22 protein-coding genes are annotated in these 19875 nt (G+C 40.4%); 15 read left to right on the forward strand and 7 right to left on the reverse strand.

Features of this window, described 5'->3' with window-relative positions:
• The first annotated feature begins 4 nt into the window (after positions 1-4).
• Positions 5-901, forward strand: a complete 897-nt coding sequence (locus QUF86_RS14680) for a deoxyribonuclease IV (RefSeq protein ID WP_289315647.1) — start codon at positions 5-7, stop codon at positions 899-901.
• 86 nt (positions 902-987) lie between these two features.
• Here QUF86_RS14680 and QUF86_RS14685 read toward each other — a convergent pair whose 3' ends face one another.
• The gene (locus QUF86_RS14685; protein WP_063233031.1) at positions 988-1248 is read right to left on the reverse strand and encodes a DUF2624 family protein; all 261 of its coding nucleotides are present in this window, start codon (positions 1246-1248) and stop codon (positions 988-990) included.
• 214 nt (positions 1249-1462) lie between these two features.
• Here QUF86_RS14685 and QUF86_RS14690 point away from each other — a divergent pair, with 214 nt between their 5' ends.
• From QUF86_RS14690 to QUF86_RS14700, 3 genes are read left to right on the forward strand one after another with little or no spacing between them, the layout of a single operon-like run.
• The gene (locus QUF86_RS14690) at positions 1463-2227 is read left to right on the forward strand and encodes a metal ABC transporter ATP-binding protein (protein ID WP_289315648.1); all 765 of its coding nucleotides are present in this window, start codon (positions 1463-1465) and stop codon (positions 2225-2227) included.
• Between the two features lie 21 nt (positions 2228-2248).
• A complete protein-coding gene (locus tag QUF86_RS14695; protein ID WP_289315649.1) occupies positions 2249-3082 on the forward strand; it encodes a metal ABC transporter permease in 834 nt (277 codons plus the stop codon).
• Between the two features lie 15 nt (positions 3083-3097).
• Positions 3098-3523, forward strand: coding sequence for a Fur family transcriptional regulator (locus QUF86_RS14700; RefSeq protein WP_289325774.1), 426 nt, complete (start codon positions 3098-3100; stop codon positions 3521-3523).
• Between the two features lie 39 nt (positions 3524-3562).
• Here QUF86_RS14700 and QUF86_RS14705 read toward each other — a convergent pair whose 3' ends face one another.
• Complete coding sequence (locus QUF86_RS14705; RefSeq protein ID WP_289315651.1) at positions 3563-4147, reverse strand: 5' nucleotidase, NT5C type; 585 nt, start codon at positions 4145-4147, stop codon at positions 3563-3565.
• 168 nt (positions 4148-4315) lie between these two features.
• On the opposite strand from QUF86_RS14705, the gene QUF86_RS14710 reads away from it, so the two are divergent.
• Positions 4316-4786, forward strand: a complete 471-nt coding sequence (locus QUF86_RS14710) for a DUF308 domain-containing protein (RefSeq protein WP_289334730.1) — start codon at positions 4316-4318, stop codon at positions 4784-4786.
• A gap of 99 nt (positions 4787-4885) precedes the next feature.
• On the opposite strand, the gene ispG is transcribed toward QUF86_RS14710, so the two are convergent.
• From ispG to QUF86_RS14725, 3 genes are all read right to left on the reverse strand, one after another.
• Complete coding sequence (gene ispG / locus QUF86_RS14715; RefSeq protein ID WP_289318333.1) at positions 4886-5998, reverse strand: flavodoxin-dependent (E)-4-hydroxy-3-methylbut-2-enyl-diphosphate synthase; 1113 nt, start codon at positions 5996-5998, stop codon at positions 4886-4888.
• Between the two features lie 213 nt (positions 5999-6211).
• Positions 6212-6544, reverse strand: coding sequence for a type IV pilus assembly protein FimV (locus tag QUF86_RS14720; protein ID WP_289334731.1), 333 nt, complete (start codon positions 6542-6544; stop codon positions 6212-6214).
• Positions 6545-6970: 426 nt separating this feature from the next.
• The gene (locus QUF86_RS14725) at positions 6971-7738 is read right to left on the reverse strand and encodes a DUF1189 domain-containing protein (protein WP_289334732.1); all 768 of its coding nucleotides are present in this window, start codon (positions 7736-7738) and stop codon (positions 6971-6973) included.
• A gap of 163 nt (positions 7739-7901) precedes the next feature.
• Between QUF86_RS14725 and QUF86_RS14730 the strand changes: the two genes are divergently transcribed.
• The 9 genes from QUF86_RS14730 (at position 7902) to phoU (ending at position 17882) form a co-directional block, all read left to right on the forward strand.
• Entirely contained in the window at positions 7902-8387 is a 486-nt protein-coding gene (locus tag QUF86_RS14730) for a DUF456 domain-containing protein (RefSeq protein WP_207440841.1), read from the forward strand.
• Between the two features lie 144 nt (positions 8388-8531).
• A complete protein-coding gene (gene sodA, locus QUF86_RS14735) occupies positions 8532-9140 on the forward strand; it encodes a superoxide dismutase SodA (protein ID WP_034308436.1) in 609 nt (202 codons plus the stop codon).
• 558 nt (positions 9141-9698) lie between these two features.
• Positions 9699-10919 (forward strand): MFS transporter, encoded by a 1221-nt coding sequence (locus QUF86_RS14740; protein WP_289334733.1) that lies wholly within the window; start codon positions 9699-9701, stop codon positions 10917-10919.
• A gap of 188 nt (positions 10920-11107) precedes the next feature.
• A complete protein-coding gene (locus tag QUF86_RS14745; RefSeq protein WP_289315657.1) occupies positions 11108-13276 on the forward strand; it encodes a peptidoglycan D,D-transpeptidase FtsI family protein in 2169 nt (722 codons plus the stop codon).
• Positions 13277-13481: 205 nt separating this feature from the next.
• Entirely contained in the window at positions 13482-14444 is a 963-nt protein-coding gene (locus QUF86_RS14750; protein ID WP_289315658.1) for a PstS family phosphate ABC transporter substrate-binding protein, read from the forward strand.
• A gap of 138 nt (positions 14445-14582) precedes the next feature.
• Complete coding sequence (gene pstC / locus QUF86_RS14755) at positions 14583-15482, forward strand: phosphate ABC transporter permease subunit PstC (protein ID WP_289318334.1); 900 nt, start codon at positions 14583-14585, stop codon at positions 15480-15482.
• A 3-nt stretch (positions 15483-15485) separates the two neighbouring features.
• Complete coding sequence (pstA, locus tag QUF86_RS14760; RefSeq protein ID WP_289334734.1) at positions 15486-16364, forward strand: phosphate ABC transporter permease PstA; 879 nt, start codon at positions 15486-15488, stop codon at positions 16362-16364.
• Positions 16365-16395: 31 nt separating this feature from the next.
• Positions 16396-17208 carry a phosphate ABC transporter ATP-binding protein PstB gene (pstB, locus tag QUF86_RS14765; RefSeq protein WP_483313955.1) on the forward strand — a complete coding sequence of 271 codons (813 nt, stop codon included), beginning with the start codon at positions 16396-16398 and terminating at the stop codon, positions 17206-17208.
• 20 nt (positions 17209-17228) lie between these two features.
• Positions 17229-17882, forward strand: a complete 654-nt coding sequence (phoU, locus tag QUF86_RS14770) for a phosphate signaling complex protein PhoU (protein ID WP_289315661.1) — start codon at positions 17229-17231, stop codon at positions 17880-17882.
• 72 nt (positions 17883-17954) lie between these two features.
• On the opposite strand, the gene QUF86_RS14775 is transcribed toward phoU, so the two are convergent.
• Both QUF86_RS14775 and QUF86_RS14780 read right to left on the reverse strand, forming a co-directional pair.
• The gene (locus tag QUF86_RS14775; RefSeq protein ID WP_289334736.1) at positions 17955-18407 is read right to left on the reverse strand and encodes a hypothetical protein; all 453 of its coding nucleotides are present in this window, start codon (positions 18405-18407) and stop codon (positions 17955-17957) included.
• A gap of 2 nt (positions 18408-18409) precedes the next feature.
• Positions 18410-18790, reverse strand: a complete 381-nt coding sequence (locus QUF86_RS14780; protein WP_289334737.1) for a hypothetical protein — start codon at positions 18788-18790, stop codon at positions 18410-18412.
• Between the two features lie 423 nt (positions 18791-19213).
• Here QUF86_RS14780 and QUF86_RS14785 point away from each other — a divergent pair, with 423 nt between their 5' ends.
• Positions 19214-19819 (forward strand): hypothetical protein, encoded by a 606-nt coding sequence (locus QUF86_RS14785; protein WP_289315664.1) that lies wholly within the window; start codon positions 19214-19216, stop codon positions 19817-19819.
• The last annotated feature ends 56 nt before the right edge of the window (positions 19820-19875 follow it).

A 19875-nucleotide genomic window follows, 5' to 3' on the forward strand; every position in this document is an offset into this window, starting at 1 on the left:
TCAGATGCTGAAGATTGGATCGCATGTTTCAATGAGCGGGAAAAATATGCTTCTTGCTGCGAGTCAAGAAGCGGCTTCATATGGCTCCAACACATTCATGATCTATACGGGGGCCCCTCAAAATACAAGACGTAAAAAAATCGAGGATTTAAATATCGAAGCCGGAAGACTGCATATGGAGGAGAATGGAATCAGTGATATCGTAGTCCATGCCCCGTATATCATCAATATAGGAAATACTACGAATCCAGCCACATACGAGCTGGGAGTCAACTTCTTACGTAGCGAAATCGATCGGACCGAAGCGATTGGTGCAAGGCAGATCGTACTTCATCCAGGTGCGCATGTTGGTGCAGGCAGTGAACTGGGCATCAAGAGAATCATCGAGGGATTGAATGAAGTGCTTACCGCTGACGATAAAGTTCAGATCGCCCTTGAAACGATGGCGGGTAAAGGTACTGAATGTGGCAGGTCTTTCGAGGAGTTAGCGATGATCATTGATGGTGTGACCCATAATGAAAAATTATCGGTTTGCTTCGATACTTGCCATACTCACGATGCAGGATATAATATCATTGAGGATTTTGATGGCGTACTGAATGAATTTGATAAATTGGTTGGTATTGAACGCATCAAGGTACTGCATATAAACGATAGCAAAAACGAACGCGGCATGCGTAAAGACCGCCATGAAAACATAGGATTTGGTCATATCGGTTTTAAAGCGTTGAATGATATTGTCCACCATCCTCAATTAAGCACTGTTCCAAAAATCTTGGAAACACCTTATGTGGGGGAAGACAAGAAAGACAAAAAGGCACCTTATAAATTTGAAATAGATATGTTCAAGAATAATCAGTTTGAAGAAGATTTATTGGAAAAGATCAGATTCCAACAATAATCATAATAGAAAGGGACGATTCATCTTTATTTTGATGAATCGTCCTTTCATTTTACATTGGTTTAAGTATGCCGTTCTAAGATCCTTTAAAAGGTGGAAGTAAGGTTGTTAAATAGGGATTCTATTTCCCTTGCTGTGCTTGCACCGGCAACTTTTGTAATTTGACCAAGTACGTTCTGTCTTTGACGTATATCAAAAATGTTAATATTTTTACCTGCTAGAAGTGCAGTGATATCCTGTGCTTGCTTTTGGGTGAGTGCAACCTTGTGCTGCTTAGCAAGGGAAAGCAGTTCATCTGGGCGTATGCTGTTGATTTTATGATTGACCATCATTTCAAATAATTTCAAACGATCTCCTCCTTTGTTAAAACATATGAAGGAGGAAGACGTATGTGAACATGAAACTTTGTTTGATTTGCGGGAATTTGGTTCCGCTAACGTTTTTTGGTGGTTCTGGGCGGATGGGCACTTGTTTTGAGGACCGGATTCTTTACATCTGGACTTCTTTGATTTATACTAACGATTGTTAATCGTAATGATTCTTAAAAAATAGGTGATCTCTTTGGATAATGTAGTAAACCCCATAGTTAAATTAGAAGATATATCTTACAAATATACAAAAGATCTAGTGCTGGAACATGTTTCGCTTGAAATTCCTAGAGGTGCCTTCTTAGCTATCGTCGGGCCGAATGGATCCGGTAAGTCAACACTTTTGAAATTGCTGCTTGGTCTGTTCAAGCTTCAAAAGGGAAAAATTGAAATATTCGGGGAAGACATACGACGATTTAAAGATTGGCAAAAGGTCGGGTTCGTTTCCCAAAAGGCGAACTCCTTCAACTCTGGATTCCCTGCCACTGTCTTTGAAGTGGTTCAAAGCGGTTTGACCAAAAAAATAGGATTATTCAAGTTTGCTGGTAAAGAGGATAAGCAAAAGGTGAAGAAGGCCTTGGAATCAGTGGACATGCTTGAATATCAGAACCGCAATATCGGAGAATTGTCCGGAGGGCAGCAACAGAGGGTATTCATTGCCCGTTCACTGGTCAGCGAGCCGGAATTGATGATATTGGATGAGCCCACGGTTGGCGTTGATTCAAAGAACGTCCACCAATTTTATGAAATGCTTGAGATGTTGAATAAAAAATTAGGAATAACCCTGATTTTAGTAACCCATGATGTTGGTACTGTGACCGATAAAGTCACACATGTCGCCTGCTTAAATAAAAAGCTTCATTTTCACGGGGATGCCTGTGAATATAATGAGTTGAATGAAGGCGAGCTCTCGTCCATTTATGGACATGGGGTCCAATTTTTAAATCATGATCATTAATATGTTTTGGAGGATAGCCCAATGATATCGGGGATATTGCAATTTGAATTTTTGCAGAACGCATTCTTGACCGGAATCATCATCGGAGCGATTGCGCCATTAGTGGGCGTTTTTGTCGTGGTAAGGCGGATGTCGATGATTTCCGATGCGCTCAGTCATGTAGCGCTTGCTGGTATAGCGTTTAGTTTACTGCTTCAGAAGAGCTTTCTATCTCTAGCAGGATTGAATCCACTTTATATAGGGATGGCTTTTTCTGTAGGTGGTTCATTATTCATTGAAAAATTAAGAGGGGTTTACAAGCATTACCAAGAGCTTGCAATCCCGATCATAATGTCCGGCGGCATGGGTCTTAGTGTCATTTTCATATCCATTGCAGATGGTTTCAATACGGATTTATATAGTTATTTATTCGGCAGTGTAAGTGCCGTCAGCCGGGCGGACTTGTATGTCATATTGGCAGTGGGGATAGTAGTTGCCTTGATGCTAACCCTCTTGTATAAAGAATTATTTCTGTTATCTTTTGATGAAGAGCACGCGAAAGCGTCCGGAATACCTTATAAAGCCATTCATTTTATTTTCATTGTCATGGTCGCATTGGTCATTGCCGCTTCCATGAAAATAATTGGCATATTACTGGTTTCTTCGCTCATGACGCTCCCGGTAGCAGCTAGTCTCCGCTTTGCGAAGGGCTTTAAGCAGATGATTGTTTTTTCGGTATTATTCGGTGAAATATCTGTCATAGGCGGATTGTTTTTATCATACAACCTTGATCTCGCTCCTGGTGGGACCATTGTAATAATAGCTGTGCTAATTCTCATCTTGTCAATTTTGTTTGATAAGTGGAAAAATCGATAGATGGGGTGATTTTTTTTGAACGTAACTACTGCCATGCAATTATTAAAAGATAAAGGTTTTAAACATACAGGAAAGAGGGAGGAAATGCTTCAGCTTTTCTCTTCCAGCGATAAATATTTAACGGCAAAAGATGTTTTGGAGAATATGAAAAAAGACTATCCAGGGTTAAGTTTCGATACGATTTACAGGAATCTTTCCTTATTTGTGGAACTAGGCATCTTTGAAGCGACCGAGTTGGAAGGGGAAAAGCATTTTCGCTTTACTTGCGGTCATTCCTCCCACCATCACCACTTCATCTGTTTGAATTGTGGAAAAACGAAAGAAATCGAATTGTGCCCGATGCAGGAACTTCAGGAAAGCTTGAAGGACTATGATGTTTCGGGGCATAAATTTGAAATTTACGGACGCTGTCCCGCATGTAGCGTATCTTTGGAAGCATAAAAAACCATCGACCCTCGGTCAATGGTTTTTTTTCTTGTATCATTTTATGGCTGCAGGTTTACCTGACATCCAATTATTCACCCAAACTGATGCTTCTTGCCAATTGTTGACCCGAATCACCCTTTCAGGCACAGGATCTTGGTTGTAAGGAGTATTAAATAAAATCACTGGTATTTTACACTCCTCCGAAATGGCCACTGCATTATCGTGCTTGTCCTCTAAAAACAGGTCGATATCAAATTTCTTGGCTGCAGCCACTTTATCGTGTGAACCTACAAGCTCTATATGATCATAAAGGACTTGATTCGTCGTGAACCAGTTCTTCGTTACATCCAATAAACGGGAGCTCCTGGCACTGATGAAATATAAGTTGGCTTTTTCTGTCCATTTTTCCAATACATCTTTCGCTCCTTCAGCCAATAAAGATTCGGAATAGATGAGTGGCTCGGTTTCAATGAACCATTTAGTGAATTCTTCTTTTGGAACATTCACGAAAGGGAATAAGTCATACTCCGTAATGTCTTCATAAGCTAAATTCAGCTGAAAAGCTTTATTTAAAAAGGGGACCATGGAATCTGGTCTCGTAACAGTCCCGTCTATATCAATGCCAAAACGTTTTTTCATGATGAATCTCTCCTCATTTTCAATACTTGTAATAGTGTAACATATACCATCATAGCTTTGGTAAAAACCCATATTTATTTCCAAGATATGAAACCATTTTCACGATGGATTCCAGCAATTTTTACATACACTATAAATGCTCCACAAACGAAAGTGAGGGATGCAAGAATGGAAAAAGATCAATACTCCAGTATTGACGATGAGATTCAATTGGCTAAAGAGGGCAGTGATCCATCCGTTGTGGATGATCAGCATCATGAGCGGTACTATAATGAAGATACACCTTCAGATGACAGACGATATGAAAGTCGCGGGACCAATACCAATATGGATAACCGTTATCAGGAAGAAACGTCTGCCGAAATTTCAACACCACCTCAGCGAATCAGGACATATAAGGATGACGAGTCTGCAGGTGCTGCTGATTCCGGGGATGTGGAATCAAGAGGGAAAGTTATTGGTGTCATAGCTTTGATCATCTCCATTTTATCGTTATTCATGATGCCTTTCATCTTAGGGGTTGTGGGTATCATTGTAGGGATAATGGCAAGAAGCCGAGGATCGAACATGGGTACTTGGGCCATAGTCATAGGTGCAATCTCCATCATCGTTGGTATATTCATCCTGCCATTCTTTTAAGCGTTATGAAACCCTTTGATGTCATTTCTCCAAAAATGCATCAAAGGGTTTTTCTAATGAAAAAAAAATCCCGAAAATGAAAATTCGGGATTTTTTGCTTTATTTATTTAGTAAAGCTGCAGCAGCAGCTTCGGCTCTTTGTTTTTCATAGTACTCTTCAGCAATTTTGTCAATTTCCTTTTTCAGTTCCTCGACCATCGTCTCTTCAGGCACTTTACGAACAATCTGACCTTTTCTAAACAGCAAACCTTCACCACGAGCCCCGGCTATGCCGATATCAGCCTCACGGGCTTCCCCAGGACCGTTTACCGCACAACCAAGCACTGATACCTTGATTGGTGCTTTAATCGTCTGGATGTACTCTTCAACCTCATTCGCGATGGAGATTAAATCAATTTCGATTCGACCGCAAGTAGGGCAGGAAATTAAAGTGGCCATGTTAGAAGCAAGGCCAAATACTTTTAGGAGCTCCCTTGCCACCTTCACCTCTTCTACAGGATCGGCACTTAAGGAAACACGCATCGTGCTTCCAATACCTTGACTTAGGATTGCACCTAGTCCGGCAGCACTTTTTACTGTTCCGGAGAACAGTGTACCTGATTCCGTGATCCCAAGATGTAAAGGGTAATCGAATGCTTTTGAAGCTTTTTCATATGCTTCGATGGCTAAATTCACATCGGAAGCTTTCATGGAAACGATAATGTCATGAAAATCGAGATCTTCCAGGATCTTGATATGGTGTAAAGCACTTTCTACCATTCCATCAGCAGTTGGGTACCCATATTTATCCAGGATTTTCTTTTCAAGAGAACCGGCATTGACCCCGATGCGGATTGGAATTCCTTTGGCCTTCGCAGCTTTCACGACTGCCTCAACCTTTTCACGGCGTCCGATGTTACCGGGATTTATCCTGATTTTATCCGCTCCGCCTTCAATGGCCTTCAGAGCAAGTTTATAATCGAAATGAATATCGACTACAAGAGGGATGTTAATCCGTTTTTTTATTTCAGGGATTGCATCGGCTGCCCTTTCATCCGGACATGCGACCCGTACGATTTGACATCCCGCTTCTTCAAGACGAAGGATCTCTGCAACCGTTGCTTCAACATCATGTGTTTTTGTAGTTGTCATGCTTTGTACTATAACTTCATTATTGCCGCCAATCGTTAAGTTTCCGACTTTAATTGGCCGCGTCTTGGTGCGATGTATGATTTCACTCAAGTGGAATTCTCTCCTTTAGGAAAAAATCAGTTTTGATTTTTAATTTGCTTCTCTCAAATATTGTATCAATGTACATACCGGTTGACAAGGAAATAGGACGCATTATCTTTTTTCAACAAGAAGGATTCCCTATTCCTGGATATATTCGTTGCTTGGAAACCCCTCTTAATGGTTCTTGGAAGGGGTAGTTCTCCATTAAGACGGTTATTTATAAACGGGTATCTTATATGTTTTGCCAATTTGCATATTTTCGGGCTGCAATCCTTCATTCAAACTTTGAAAGTCAGAGATGATCGTTTCGATTGGCTGATTGGATCCGCCTTTTTCCGTTTCAACAATGGAGAGTAAGGTATCCCCGGGTTTCATGGTGATTTCTTTATAAGCAGCAGTTGGTGCGGATGCTGGCTGACTGGCCGGGACGGCCGGTTCGCTTGTAGTGGCCGGTGGATGGGAAGCCGGCAGGGTCCCCGTAGTCAGATCGAAATAAATAATAAATAAAGTGAAACAGAATGAGATAAAAAGCAGTAGCCGTTTCAATTTTCCATCCTCCCAAGCTTGTCTTTAATTCATATATACTTGGAAGGGTCCGAAAATATGCCTAAAAATGGGCGGTTTTTCAAATGGAATGTGGAGTACCATTCAAATTCTCTATTTCAGTTGAGTAAAATCCTTATTTGAATGGGAGCTAAGAAAGGAGCTGATTTCCTTTGTAGTCAGACCAACCTCTCTTGCCTGCATTATAAGTAACAACCACTGTACATCAATATTACTCTCCTTCACGTCTATCACCTCTTAATTACTATTTCAACTATAAGTATAGGAATAACTTGGTGAGTATTTTGTCGAATTAAGTAGATATGAAAAAATGATGACTGTAGTCATATGCGGGGAAAGGATTACCCGATTATTAGCAAAAGAAAAAGATCCGCACCAGGATGGGTCCGGATCTTTTTCTTTTTAAAATCAATCTTCGATCTTATTAGTTGATGTTTCTTTAATGGATAAATATAACATCATCAATGTCACAAACCAGCTAATGATTGAAGCGAATGGAACCGTTGCTTGAAAAGCATCCATGATGGTGAAGAATATGGTGGCAAGCGTAATGCTGTAAGCACTAATTCTCCATAAATACCTATAGGAAAGCGAACGGCCAAGGGCATTTTTGAAAAGAAGACCGAAAGCGGCAAGGATTGTCACTTTAATGAAAATTCCGCTGGCAGTAAACAGGTATAATATAAGTAGTAGCAATGGAAGGATGATCGGTAGCACAGATTCGACTGAATCAAGCCAAGTGGATATGTCCTGATTATCTCCTTCCAAAAGTGAATATGGAGAGGATTGCACGTTGCCTCCAGATACGAAAACCAGATCAGACTTTAAAAGAGCGACGGCCTCATCAGCTTTTGCAGCCACTTCTTCCGGGGTTAAGGCTCCCGTACCATCTACAAAAATTTGATAACCGTTTTTATTCAAGCTAAATGGTTCACCTTCTTCAGTCGTCAACGTGCCATTTTTGATTTCAAATGCCGGTAAGTCTTCGGATACTGTTTCATGCATGGCATCTATCCCGTCAACTATCATTGTACCGAAATAATAAGCTGAAGGGAGAAAGGCGATTAGACTTATAAAGAATACGAATAAAATCGTTTTCCCGATACCTTGGTTTTGAAAGGAAGCGATATCTTTAGGAGAATATAAGCTTACCCAAAGTTGTTTGAATATGTTCAATGTTTTCAGCACCTAACTATATAAGATTCCTAACCAATTTTAACTATATGGGAAAAATAAAACAACCTGTATTCTGCTTCATTGGTTTCAACCATCAATAAAGAGGCAATTATGGAGAGATAAAGGCAATTTATAATTGAAATGAGAAAGGGCGTTTTTGGTTATGGATACACTATTTTGGATAATAATCATCCTCATGTTCATAATGGGCTTCGTCGGTCTGATTTTTCCGATCATCCCAAGTGTTTTATTCATATTCGGCGGAATATTGTTATATGGACTATTTTATTCGTTTGAACCATTTGGCTGGTTTTTCTGGACGGTACAAATTCTATTCGTCATCCTTTTATTCGCAGCCGATTATATCGCAAACATGGTTGGGGTCAAAAAATATGGCGGCACGAAAGCGGGGGTTTGGGGCAGTACGATTGGGCTTCTGGTCGGACCATTCGTGATTCCGTTCGTCGGAATTTTAATAGGTCCATTCATCGGGGCATTCCTGGCAGAAATCCTAGTCCATAAAAAAGACCCGGTCACTGCTTCTAAAATCGGCCTTGGTTCCGTCGTAGGTTTTATAAGTAGTGTAATCACAAAAGGCATCATTCAATTACTGATGATCGGATATTTTATATTCGTGGTATTCTCATAGGAAATAAAATCGAAAAATGAAAAATTGAGGCATAAGGTTTGAAACGGTTACAAAAATTTGATACTCTATTGCTAGCGAGCTTCAGGTATCTTTCGAGAACTGAAGCCCTCAAAAAAAACAGCTTACATAGGGAGGAATTTTATTATGGCTTTTGAACTTCCACAATTACCGTATGCATACGATGCATTGGAACCACACATCGACAAAGAAACAATGAACATTCACCACACTAAACATCACAACACATATGTGACAAACCTGAACAATGCTCTAGAAGGCAACCAAGAACTTCTAAGCAAAAGCGTTGAAGAAATTGTCGCTAACCTTGACGCAGTACCTGAAGCTGTTCGTACAGCTGTACGCAACAATGGTGGCGGACATGCTAACCACACTTTATTCTGGGAAATCCTTTCACCTAACGGCGGCGGACAACCAACTGGTGAATTAGCGGATGCTATCACTTCAAAATTCGGAAGCTTTGACAGCTTTAAAGAAGAGTTCGCTAAAGCGGCTACAACTCGTTTTGGATCTGGCTGGGCTTGGCTTGCTGTCAACAATGGCGAGTTGGAAGTAACAAGCACACCTAACCAGGACAATCCTTTATCAGAAGGTAAAACTCCTCTTCTTGGATTGGATGTTTGGGAACATGCTTACTACCTAAACTATCAAAACCGTCGTCCTGAATACATCAATTCTTTCTGGAATGTTGTAAACTGGGATGAAGTTGCAAAACGTTACAGCGCTGCAAAATAATTTGTAATTAATTAAAAAAGACAGGAACCCCCTTTCCAGGGAATCCTGTCTTTTTTTTGTTTCTTCTAATGAGGGGACTACAACAGTATAAGTGCAACTACTTCTCTGTCTTCGCCAATCGAAGAGTTTTCTGTACACTGTTCTTGATCCCTGATTTCAAGAGATAGGAAAACAGTGTAAGGGCAACTACTTCTCTGTCTTCGCCAATCGAAGAGTTACCTTTACACTGTTCTTAATCCCTGATTTCAAGAGATAGGAAAACAGTGTAAGGGCAACTACTTCTCTGTCTTCGCCAATCGAAGAGTTTTCTTTACACTGTTCTTGATCCCTGATTTCAAGAGATAGGAAAACAGTATAAGTGCAACTACTTCTCTGTCTTCGCCAATCGAAGAGTTTTCTTTACACTGTTCTTGATCCCTGATTTCAAGAGATAGGAAAACAGTATAAGGGCAACTACTTCTCTGTCTTCGCCAATCGAAGAGTTTTCTTTACCTTTTTTTACATAAATTCTTTTGTTTTTTCAAACACTAGAGTGGAATTTAAAGGAGAGTTAAAACAATGGGTATTTTAGAGAGATGGTTGGGTGAAGCGGGAGGGAAGAAGGATCTGCATCTCCTTTTGTTTATTGGCGGTCTGTACAGCCTAAGTATTGCTTTATCCAATACATTCGTTAATGTGTACTTGTGGAAACAATCCGGTCAAATTATTGATATTGCCGTATATAATCTAACCGTGGTGCTTTTTCAACCACTAACTTTTATCTTTGCTGGCAGGCTGGCGAAAAAAGTGGATCGAATCATTGTTTTGCGTCTAGGCGTTATCTTTTTGGCCCTATTTTATTTATCTGTCCTTTTGGTCGGCACACGTGCAACTGATTTCCTATGGCTGCTTGGTGCACTGTTAGGTATTGGTTATGGGTTTTATTGGCTTGCCTATAATGTATTGACTTTTGAGATCACTGAACCGGAAACAAGAGATTTCTTCAATGGTTTTTTAGGGATTTTATCATCCCTCGGGGGAATGGTTGGTCCGATTCTTTCAGGGTTCATCATTTCGAGGCTTGAAAAATTCACGGGATATTCCATTGTATTCGGATTGTCTTTGCTATTGTTTTCCATTGCGGTGTTTCTTAGCTTTTCGTTAAAAAGGCGTCCGGCTCATGGGAAATACTTTTTCCTTCGGATATTACAAGAACGTAAAAATAATCGAAATTGGCTCTTGATCACCCGTGCTCACTTTTTTCAAGGGATACGAGAGGGCACATTCATGTTCATCATTTCGATTACAGTTTTCATTCAGACGGAGAGTGAACTGGCCTTAGGTAGCTATGGGCTGTTAAATTCAGCCATTTCATTCGTTGCGTATTTTTTTGCTTCGCGATATATAAAACAGCCGATGCGGAAAAAAGCGATTCTTATTGGGGGAATCCTGTTGTATGCAGGGGTCTTATTGATTGCATTTGATATCACATTCGGAAAGCTTCTCATTTATGGGGCGATTGTTGCTACCGCTTATCCTATTCTTTTGGTCCCTTATATTTCATTGACTTATGACATTATAGGCCGCGCTTGGAAAGCAGCGGAAATGAGGATTGAATATATCGTTGTCAGGGAACTGTTCGTTCATATTGGAAGGATTGTATCCATATCGGGATTCATTCTTTCCGTCATGTTTTTCGACCTAAAGCAAGTACTGCCGGTTTACCTTTTGATCGTCGGGGCAGGGCATACAGTGATATATTGGTTTGTACGGAAAATCGATATCATTGACCAAGATTAGAGGCCTTAGTGGCCTCTTTTCAATATCCATGACTTACGGTTTTCGGAATTATGAGCCGTAAGTCACTTTTTATGTAAAGTTCGTTAGATGTTTAATATTTCTAGAACACTAAGGTAGAAAAAAATATAAATGTTCTATAGAATAGTATAGGACTATTATGACTATGTAAAAAGGATGTGTGGCTTAGTGTGAATAAAAAGAAAAAGAAAAAGACGCATGTGCCTTTCAGATTGAATATTCTTTTCTTTTTAGTGTTTGTTTTGTTTTCCGCTTTAATTTTACGCTTGGGTGTTGTACAGATTGTTTATGGTGATGATTACCGGCGTGAGATTGAAAGAACAGAGGAAGTGACCGTGAATAATTCGGTGCCCCGTGGGAAAATGTATGACCGGAATTTAAAACTGATGGTCGATAACCAACCACTGGATGCAATTACATATACACGAAAGCAAGGTACGAAACAAACAGAAATGGTGGAAACGGCTGAAAAACTCGCGAAACTGATCGAAAAAGACACCAAAAAAGTGACTGAGCGCGATAAAAAGGATTTTTGGATTTTAAATAATCCAAAGTTGGCCGAGAAGAAGGTTACGGATAAAGAGAGGAAAAAGGTGGAAGAGGGAGAGCTGGAAGAAAGTGATTTGTATAAGATTCAGCTTGATCGAATTACTTCAGATGAAATAAAGCTTTCGAAAGATGAGCTGGAAGTCCTTGCGATCTATAGGGAATTTGCTAGCGGATATGCCCTTACCCCGCAAATTGTGAAAAACAAGAAAGTAACGAAAGAAGAATTCGCCAAGGTGAGTGAAAACCTTGATTCCCTCCCAGGGGTCGATATATCAACGGATTGGGATCGTTTCTATACGTATAATAAAACACTTAAATCTGTATTAGGTAAAGTTTCCTCATCTGAAGAAGGATTGCCTAGTGAAAGCCTGGACTATTATCTAGCACGCGATTATAGCCGGAATGACCGAGTTGGCAAGAGTTATATTGAGGCGCAATATGAGGATATTCTTCAGGGACAGAAAGCTAAGGTAAGGAATGTGACCGATAAATCGGGAAATGTCGTCGATTCCGAAGTGATTACTGAAGGTTCGCGAGGAAAAGACCTTATATTGACAGTCGATATGGATTTACAGCTTGCAACTGAGGAAATCATTGAAAAGCAATTGATTGCCAAGAAAAAATTGGGCAACACCAAATTCTTGGATAGGGCTTTTGTCGTCATGATGGATCCCGATACAGGTGAAGTATTGACGATGGCTGGTAAGAAATACGAGAAGAACCCAGAAACCGGGAAATCTTACATTGAGGACTTTGCATTGGGAAATATCACGACTTCCTATACAATGGGTTCTGCAGTTAAAGGTGCTACCGTTTTAACTGGTTATCAGCAAGGTGCGATCCAGCCGGGTACTTACTTTTATGATACGAAGTTGAGAATCAAAGGTACCCCTCCTAAAGGTTCTTATAGTGACTTCGGGAACATTAATGATTTGACTGCGTTAAAAGTATCTTCTAACGTTTATATGTTCAGAACGGCAATTAATATTGCAGGTGCGAATTATGTGCCGAATGAACCTTTGAATATTAGTTCAAGCGCCTTTTCAACAATGCGGAATTCTTTCGCACAGTTTGGCTTGGGTGTGCGGACGGGGATTGATCTTCCGAATGAAATGAGTGGATTCAAAGGTTCTGAAACTTCTCCAGGTAAGCTGCTTGACCTTGCTATAGGACAGTATGATACGTACACACCAATGCAGCTCGTGCAATATGTTTCGACCATTGCGAATGGCGGTAACCGCATGAAGCCGCATATGGTTAAGGAAATCCGCGATCCTGTTGATAATAATGAGGAATTGGGTCCTATTGCCGAAGACGTTTCTCCGACTGTCCTTAATCGACTTGATATGAAGGAAGAATGGGTTGAACGTGTTCAGAGCGGTTTCGAGAAAGTTTCAATGGAACAAGGCGGAACAGCTTATACCTATTTTGGGAAAAAATCTTATACAGTGGCTGCTAAAACCGGAACGGCGGAAGCATTCTATGACGGCCCGAACCGGATGGATTATAGCGAGCCACAAGAAACGATGAACATCACGCTTGTTGGCTATGCACCTGCCAAAAATCCGGAGGTTGCTTTTGCAGTCGTTGTGCCTTGGGCATACCAAGGACATACGGGCCATAGCATGAGTAAAGAAATAAGTGAAGAAATCATGGATACTTATTTCGATTTGAAGAAAGAACGGGCAAAGAAGGAAAATACTGAAACCTCGACTGATTTGAAAGTGGAGAACGGTAAAGACGTCCAAAAGGACCAGGCTGAAGTTAGAAAAAGCCAGGAAAATGAATAAAAGGTTAAAACACGTTTTTGGGTAAACCGAAAACGTGTTTTTTTGCATTTTAAGAACGAAATCAGTTCAGTTTCTTTCATCTTTACAATAAGCACACAATAATTTACTGAATATTTACAAATGCTTTAAACGGAATTTACAGTCTGAAAGTATGATATGAGAGTAGTACAAAATATTCATATAAAATTCTTAGGGGGATTTACAAATGAGACGTTTCAAAGGTATGGCAATGACTGTAATGATGGGCGGAGTAATTGCAGTAGCGGCGGGTTGTGGATCCGATGACACTAAGACAAGCAGCGGTGAAGGAAAAGGATCTGGCCAACTGCAGGGAGAAGTGATTACGGATGGTTCTTCAACAGTCTTTCCAATCATGGAGGCAGTTGCAGAAGAATATATGGCTACACAGCCTGATGTGAAGGTTTCAGTGGGATCGTCAGGAACAGGTGGGGGATTCAAGAAATTCATCGCTGGTGATACGGACCTAGCCAATGCATCCCGTCCGGTCAAAGAAGAAGAAACTGCCTTACTTGAAAAAGAGGGAGTTAAATATACAGAATTGAAACTGGCATTTGACGGTATTTCAATCGTTGCCAATAAAGATAATGAATTCATCGATTCACTAACAGTTGAAGAACTTCAAAAACTGTGGGTTGATAATGGAAAGGTGAAGAAATGGTCTGATATACGTCCTGAATGGCCGAAGGAAGAAATTAAATTCTACTCTCCGGGAACAGATTCAGGCACATATGATTATTTCAATGAAGTGATCCTTGAAGAAAAACCGATGGTGGAAAATGCTACGCTTTCAGAAGATGATAACGTTCTTGTACAAGGTGTAGAAGGTGATAAAAATGCGATTGGATTCTTCGGTTATGCCTACTATTCAGAAAATAAAGATAAGTTAAAGATCATTTCCATCGACAACGGCAAAGGTGCCGTAGAGCCAACACATGAAACGATCAAAAGTGGCGAGTATGCCCCGTTATCACGTCCACTATACACATATGTAGCTAATAAGTCTGTAGCTGAAAAAGAACAAGTGGCAGATTATACTCAATTCGTCATTGAAAATGCAGGAGAGCTTGCTGAAGAAGTGGGTTATATCAGCCTGCCGGAAGAAGAGTACCAGAAAGATCTTGATAAATTAAAAGAACTGGAAAAATAACCGATATTACAGGCTACTGAAATCCCGCCTTGACTCGATTAAGGCGGGGGTAACAGCTTGTAAATCCAAAAATTGCGTGTCTGAAATGGAGGATGCAAGTTGGAACTTAGAAAAACAGAAACCTATTCTGTACAGCAAATGATCCTGGAAAAGAAAAGTAAGAAAAAAATGAATATGGAAAAAATCATACCTAAGCTTTTGTTCCTTACGGCGGCAATTTCCGTTTTCACTACACTCGGGATTATCCTGACGCTTATATTTGAAACATTTATCTTTTTTGACAGAGTGTCCATCGTGGAATTTTTTACAGAAGCTAAATGGCTGCCATTTGCATCTACACCTTCCTATGGGATTATGCCCCTTATCGTTGGAACGTTGAAGATAACAGTCATAGCAGCGGTGGTTGCAGTTCCAGTAGGGCTTGCAACAGCCATTTTCTTGAGTGAATATGCATCTGAGAAAACACGGAGAATCATCAAGCCGATTTTAGAAGTTTTAGCTGGGATTCCTACTATCGTTTACGGCTTCTTTGCCTTAACTTTTGTAACACCGGTTTTGCGGGATATATTTCCTTTCCTTGACATGTTCAATGCTTTAAGTCCAGGAATCGTTGTAGGTATCATGATCATGCCGATGATAGCCTCATTGTCGGAAGATGCCCTTGTATCAGTGCCGAAGTCGATTCGCGAAGGTGCGTATGCTTTAGGAGCAACGAAACTCGAAACGACAATCAAAGTGGTATTGCCAGCAGCCATTTCAGGAATTGTGGCATCCATCGTTCTTGCTTTATCCAGAGCGATCGGGGAAACCATGATTGTGAGTGTTGCCGGTGGCTCGACCCCAAATATGAGCATGGATGTGACTTCATCGATCCAAACGATGACTGCTTATATCGTACAGGTCAGTTCGGGGGATGCAGGGTACGGGACAACGATTTACTACAGCATATATGCGGTTGGAATGACACTGTTCGTCTTTACGCTTATCATGAATTTACTGGCGCAGTTCATCTCTCGCAAGTTCAGGGAGGAATATTAAGACATGAAACTGATAAACAAAAGTCATGTTGCAAAAAAGATGCCCGTTAGGCTGGCTGTTAACACGATTTGTAAAGGATTATTCTTCTTGGCAACATTGGTTGGCCTCGTAGTACTGGCCATCTTATTTTATCGGATATTCACTCAAGGAATTGGTAGTCTGAATGTGGATTTCCTTCAGAATTTCGCTTCCAGGAAACCAGAAGAGGCTGGTATAAAGGCAGCATTGATCGGTTCAATATGGTTGATGGTAGTCGTGGCTCCAGTTTCCCTGCTGCTTGGTGTCGGAACGGCCATTTATTTAGAGGAATATGCCAGGAAAAATTGGATCACCACTTTTATCAAAGTGAATATTTCCAATCTGGCAGGTGTCCCGTCAATAGTATTTGGACTGCTGGGCTTAACGGTTTTCGTTCGTGCTCTAGCATTGGACCGGTCCATATTGGCAGCAGGCTTGACCATGAGCCTACTCGTTCTTCCGGTCATCATAGTAGCTGCCCAAGAGGCCATACGTGCCGTACCGCGTGATTTAAGGGAAGCTTCCTTTGGAATGGGTGCAACAAAGTGGCAGACGATATTGAAAGTGGTCCTACCGGCTGCGGTACCTGGCATTTTAACTGGAGGAATACTGGCTTTGTCACGGGCAATCGGTGAAACGGCGCCACTTGTGGTGGTTGGCATACCGATGTTCATCGCCTTTTTACCACAAACGGTCATGGATACATTTACAGTTCTGCCAATGCAAATCTATAATTGGACATCTCGTCCACAGGAGGAATTCCAGCAGGTTGCTGCCGCGGGAATCATCGTTTTACTCATCCTGTTAATTATCATGAATTCAATAGCGGTTTTAATTCGAAATAAATTCCAGAAAAGATACTAATAGGAGGAAGGTAAGCATGAATATGACCTTAATGAGAGAAAATGAGTCACCGGCTATCGGGTTCGAAAATGTCGAGTCCGTTCCCTTATCGGAAAAGGTATATGAAACGTCCAATCTCAATTTATGGTATGGAGAAAACCATGCTTTGAAAAATATTAATTTGGATATGCATCAAAATGAGGTGACAGCCATCATAGGACCTTCGGGATGTGGGAAATCCACCTACATCAAAACATTGAACCGAATGATCGAACTAGTCCCGAATGTTAAAACGACAGGCCAGATTAAATATAGGAACAGGAATATCCTCGATCAGTCCTACAAGGTGGAAGATTTAAGGACACAGGTGGGAATGGTCTTCCAAAAGCCTAATCCCTTTCCTAAATCAATTTATGAAAATGTTGTATACGGACCGAGGATCCATGGAATAAAAAATAAAAAAATTCTTGATGAGATAGTTGAAAAGAGTTTAAAAGGGGCAGCCATTTGGGATGAAGTGAAAGACCGTCTGCATGAAAATGCATATGGACTTTCAGGTGGACAGCAACAGCGTCTTTGTATCGCCAGATGTTTGGCAATCGAACCAGATGTCATATTAATGGATGAACCGACATCTGCCCTTGATCCGATTTCCACTTTGAAAATAGAAGAATTGGTCCAAGAACTTAAAAAGGATTACAGCATCATCATCGTTACCCATAACATGCAGCAGGCAGCACGTATCTCTGATAGAACAGCCTTCTTCTTAAATGGGGAAGTCATCGAATATTCTGATACCAACACCATCTTCTCTAATCCGAATGATAAAAGGACAGAAGATTACATTACCGGACGCTTCGGTTAAAGAGAAAGGGAGATGCGATAATGGTCGTTCGTGAAAATTTCGAGCTTCAGTTGAAAGAGTTACAGGAGAAAATAGTGAAGTTGGCTAATTTAGCTTCAGGGGCAATATCAAAATCATATGCCGCACTGGAAAACAATAATGTTGATGATGCTCTTGAAGTTATTGATGATGATACAATAGCTGATTTACTGGAAGAGGAAATTAATGACTTTGCGATTTTACTGATTGCGAAGCAGCAGCCGGTTGCAATTGATTTGCGGCGTATCATTGCTGCCATAAAAATTGCCTCGGATATTGAAAGGATGGCGGACTTTGGCGTCAATATCGCTAAATCAGCCATCCGAATCGGTGACCAGCCATTTATTCTGCCTTTAACACCTTTAAGGCAGATGCATGATATTACATTAAAGATGATTGAACTTTCGATAGAAGCATTTGAGAAGGAAGATGTTGTCCTTTCAAGAGAAATCATTGAAATGGATGATGAGGTCGATCGCTTTTATGGAGAGATGATTCGAAGTCTCCTTCGGCTTTCAGATGAAAAAAACCTACAGCAGGTCACACAGCTTTCCTTAATTGCCCGATATTTAGAAAGAACGGCAGATCATACAACGAATATCGCAGAGAATATTTACTTCCTGGTAAGAGGGAGATATATCAGCAGGAATGAATGAATTCATTCCTATTTGAAAAAAAGAGAGGCTTTTTTTTCGGACAAAGTCCAATTAAAAAGTCTCTCTTATTCATTAATGGGTCAAAGTATTGGCCAATTGTCTATATGTCATATTATTCGTAACGACAAACTCGCCGATTTGAACTTTTTTTGAGAAATCATGTTCATACATATAAGCGTCAAATCCAGCAGCATCATCGATGATCTTTTCCTTGGAGAGCCTATCGGCAATTTCAGTTGTGTTCATATTCGTTTTCACTTTAATCGTATAGGAGACGATGGAGTGATCTTTTTTTGAAGCTTCATTCTCCATTAAAACTTTATCTGCATCCTTTGGTTGGACGGTCTTTTTTGTTTCCTCCATAGGAAGGGAAACGACGAATCCCTGCTTCACGAGCAATTCCTTAGCTTCCTCTGCAGTCGGAGTGGTACCTTCGATTAATCCGGTGCCATAATAAAAACCGGCAAAGATTGTTGTTGTAAAGATGATACCGGCGGAAAGACCTTGCAGTATTGCTTTGTTCATCTTCATTCACCCCGCAATCTTTGTTGCTCGATCACTGAAATGGTTTGTTCCTTCGTTAACGAGGATTGTCTAGCGATCTGGTCCAAAGAAAGACCTTGACTATATAAGGATAGAACCTGACTTTTTAGAATTTCATGAATAGGTTCAACTTCATTGGAAGTGACAAGTGATTTAGTCTTAACGGGAGGAACAGGGTCATCCTGGATAACGAATTCCTCTTCAAGAATCTTCACCTTCTTCTTTAATTGGTAGATATCCTGCATATACGTAATGGTCATCTGTTCTAAATCTTCTTCTAATTTGGCAACTTTATCTTTACTGAAAAAGGAAATGATAAGAAGGACAATTGCTAATGAAAAAAGAAGGATGATAAGTGTTTCCATGATTTCACCTCAGAAGCTAAATTTCGACATTTACTTATATTTTACACATATTATAAAAAAATTGGAGATTTTCATATTTTTATATCTTCGGAAGTGGCAGTTACCTTCAATTATTGTCTGTTTTGTTTCAAATTATTGTCGAAATGCCTCATGGTTATCGTTGAAGAAAAAAATTCAGGCACTAAAAAGGGGAAAAAACCCTTTAGATATAACATACATAAAATTCGACAAAATGTGTTTATTGTCCATCAGCCAATTCAGTGCTAACATAAAGATAGAATAAATCGAAAAAACGAAATATTTTGAATAGTTAAAATTAATGAACCTATAAGGAAATGGTGTGCAGATTCTAAAGTGGATAGTTTCACTGTCAGCGCCTAACGATAAGTTATATAAGGATAAAGAAGGGGAAGGGATGATTATATGAATTCGATCGCGTATATGCCGCAGGATAACCAGGATATGTATCGTAAGGGGTTAAAGGCTGGGTTATGGATGGATGAGAGTTTTGATTGGTATCCTGAGGAAGATATGATGAGTCATCCTAATGGGGAGATCCGGACACTTTCACAAACTTATACCCAAGGGCAGGTGACTTTTTCGAAGTTCACGATTAGGAATACCTCATTTGAGACTAAGCGCCCAAAAGTGTTTTTTCACTATGAAAACGCTTTCGAACGACAGGCGGTGGCTTTTTATAGCCCGAATGAACGGGCGATTTTACATGTAGCCCCTCAATCGATTGCCTTATTGGGTGGATTGGTGAAAGGGAAAAGCATTTCTCAATATTGCATCCAAGGTAAGGGAAGCCTTTATCAAGAGGGATGCTTCAAATCATTGAAAGAAGGGCTCCTGGCTTATTCACCGCTCGCCAAAGGGGAGGTAACCAGCGTTTTCACACTAGAGACGGAAATCTTACCGAAGGAATGTGTGGAAGCTGTGGCTTGGGTCATTCATGCTGAAACGAAAGAAGAAGCGAAAATCATTAATAATCAGCTCCTCCTGACGATGCAAAACGTAACCAATTAAAAATTAAAAAAAAGTTAATGTTGGATTTCCCAAAAAACATACTAGCAATTCGCATC

Origin of the sequence: Peribacillus sp. NJ11 (assembly GCF_030348405.1) — a bacterium.
Classification (GTDB): Bacteria; Bacillota; Bacilli; order Bacillales; family DSM-1321; genus Peribacillus.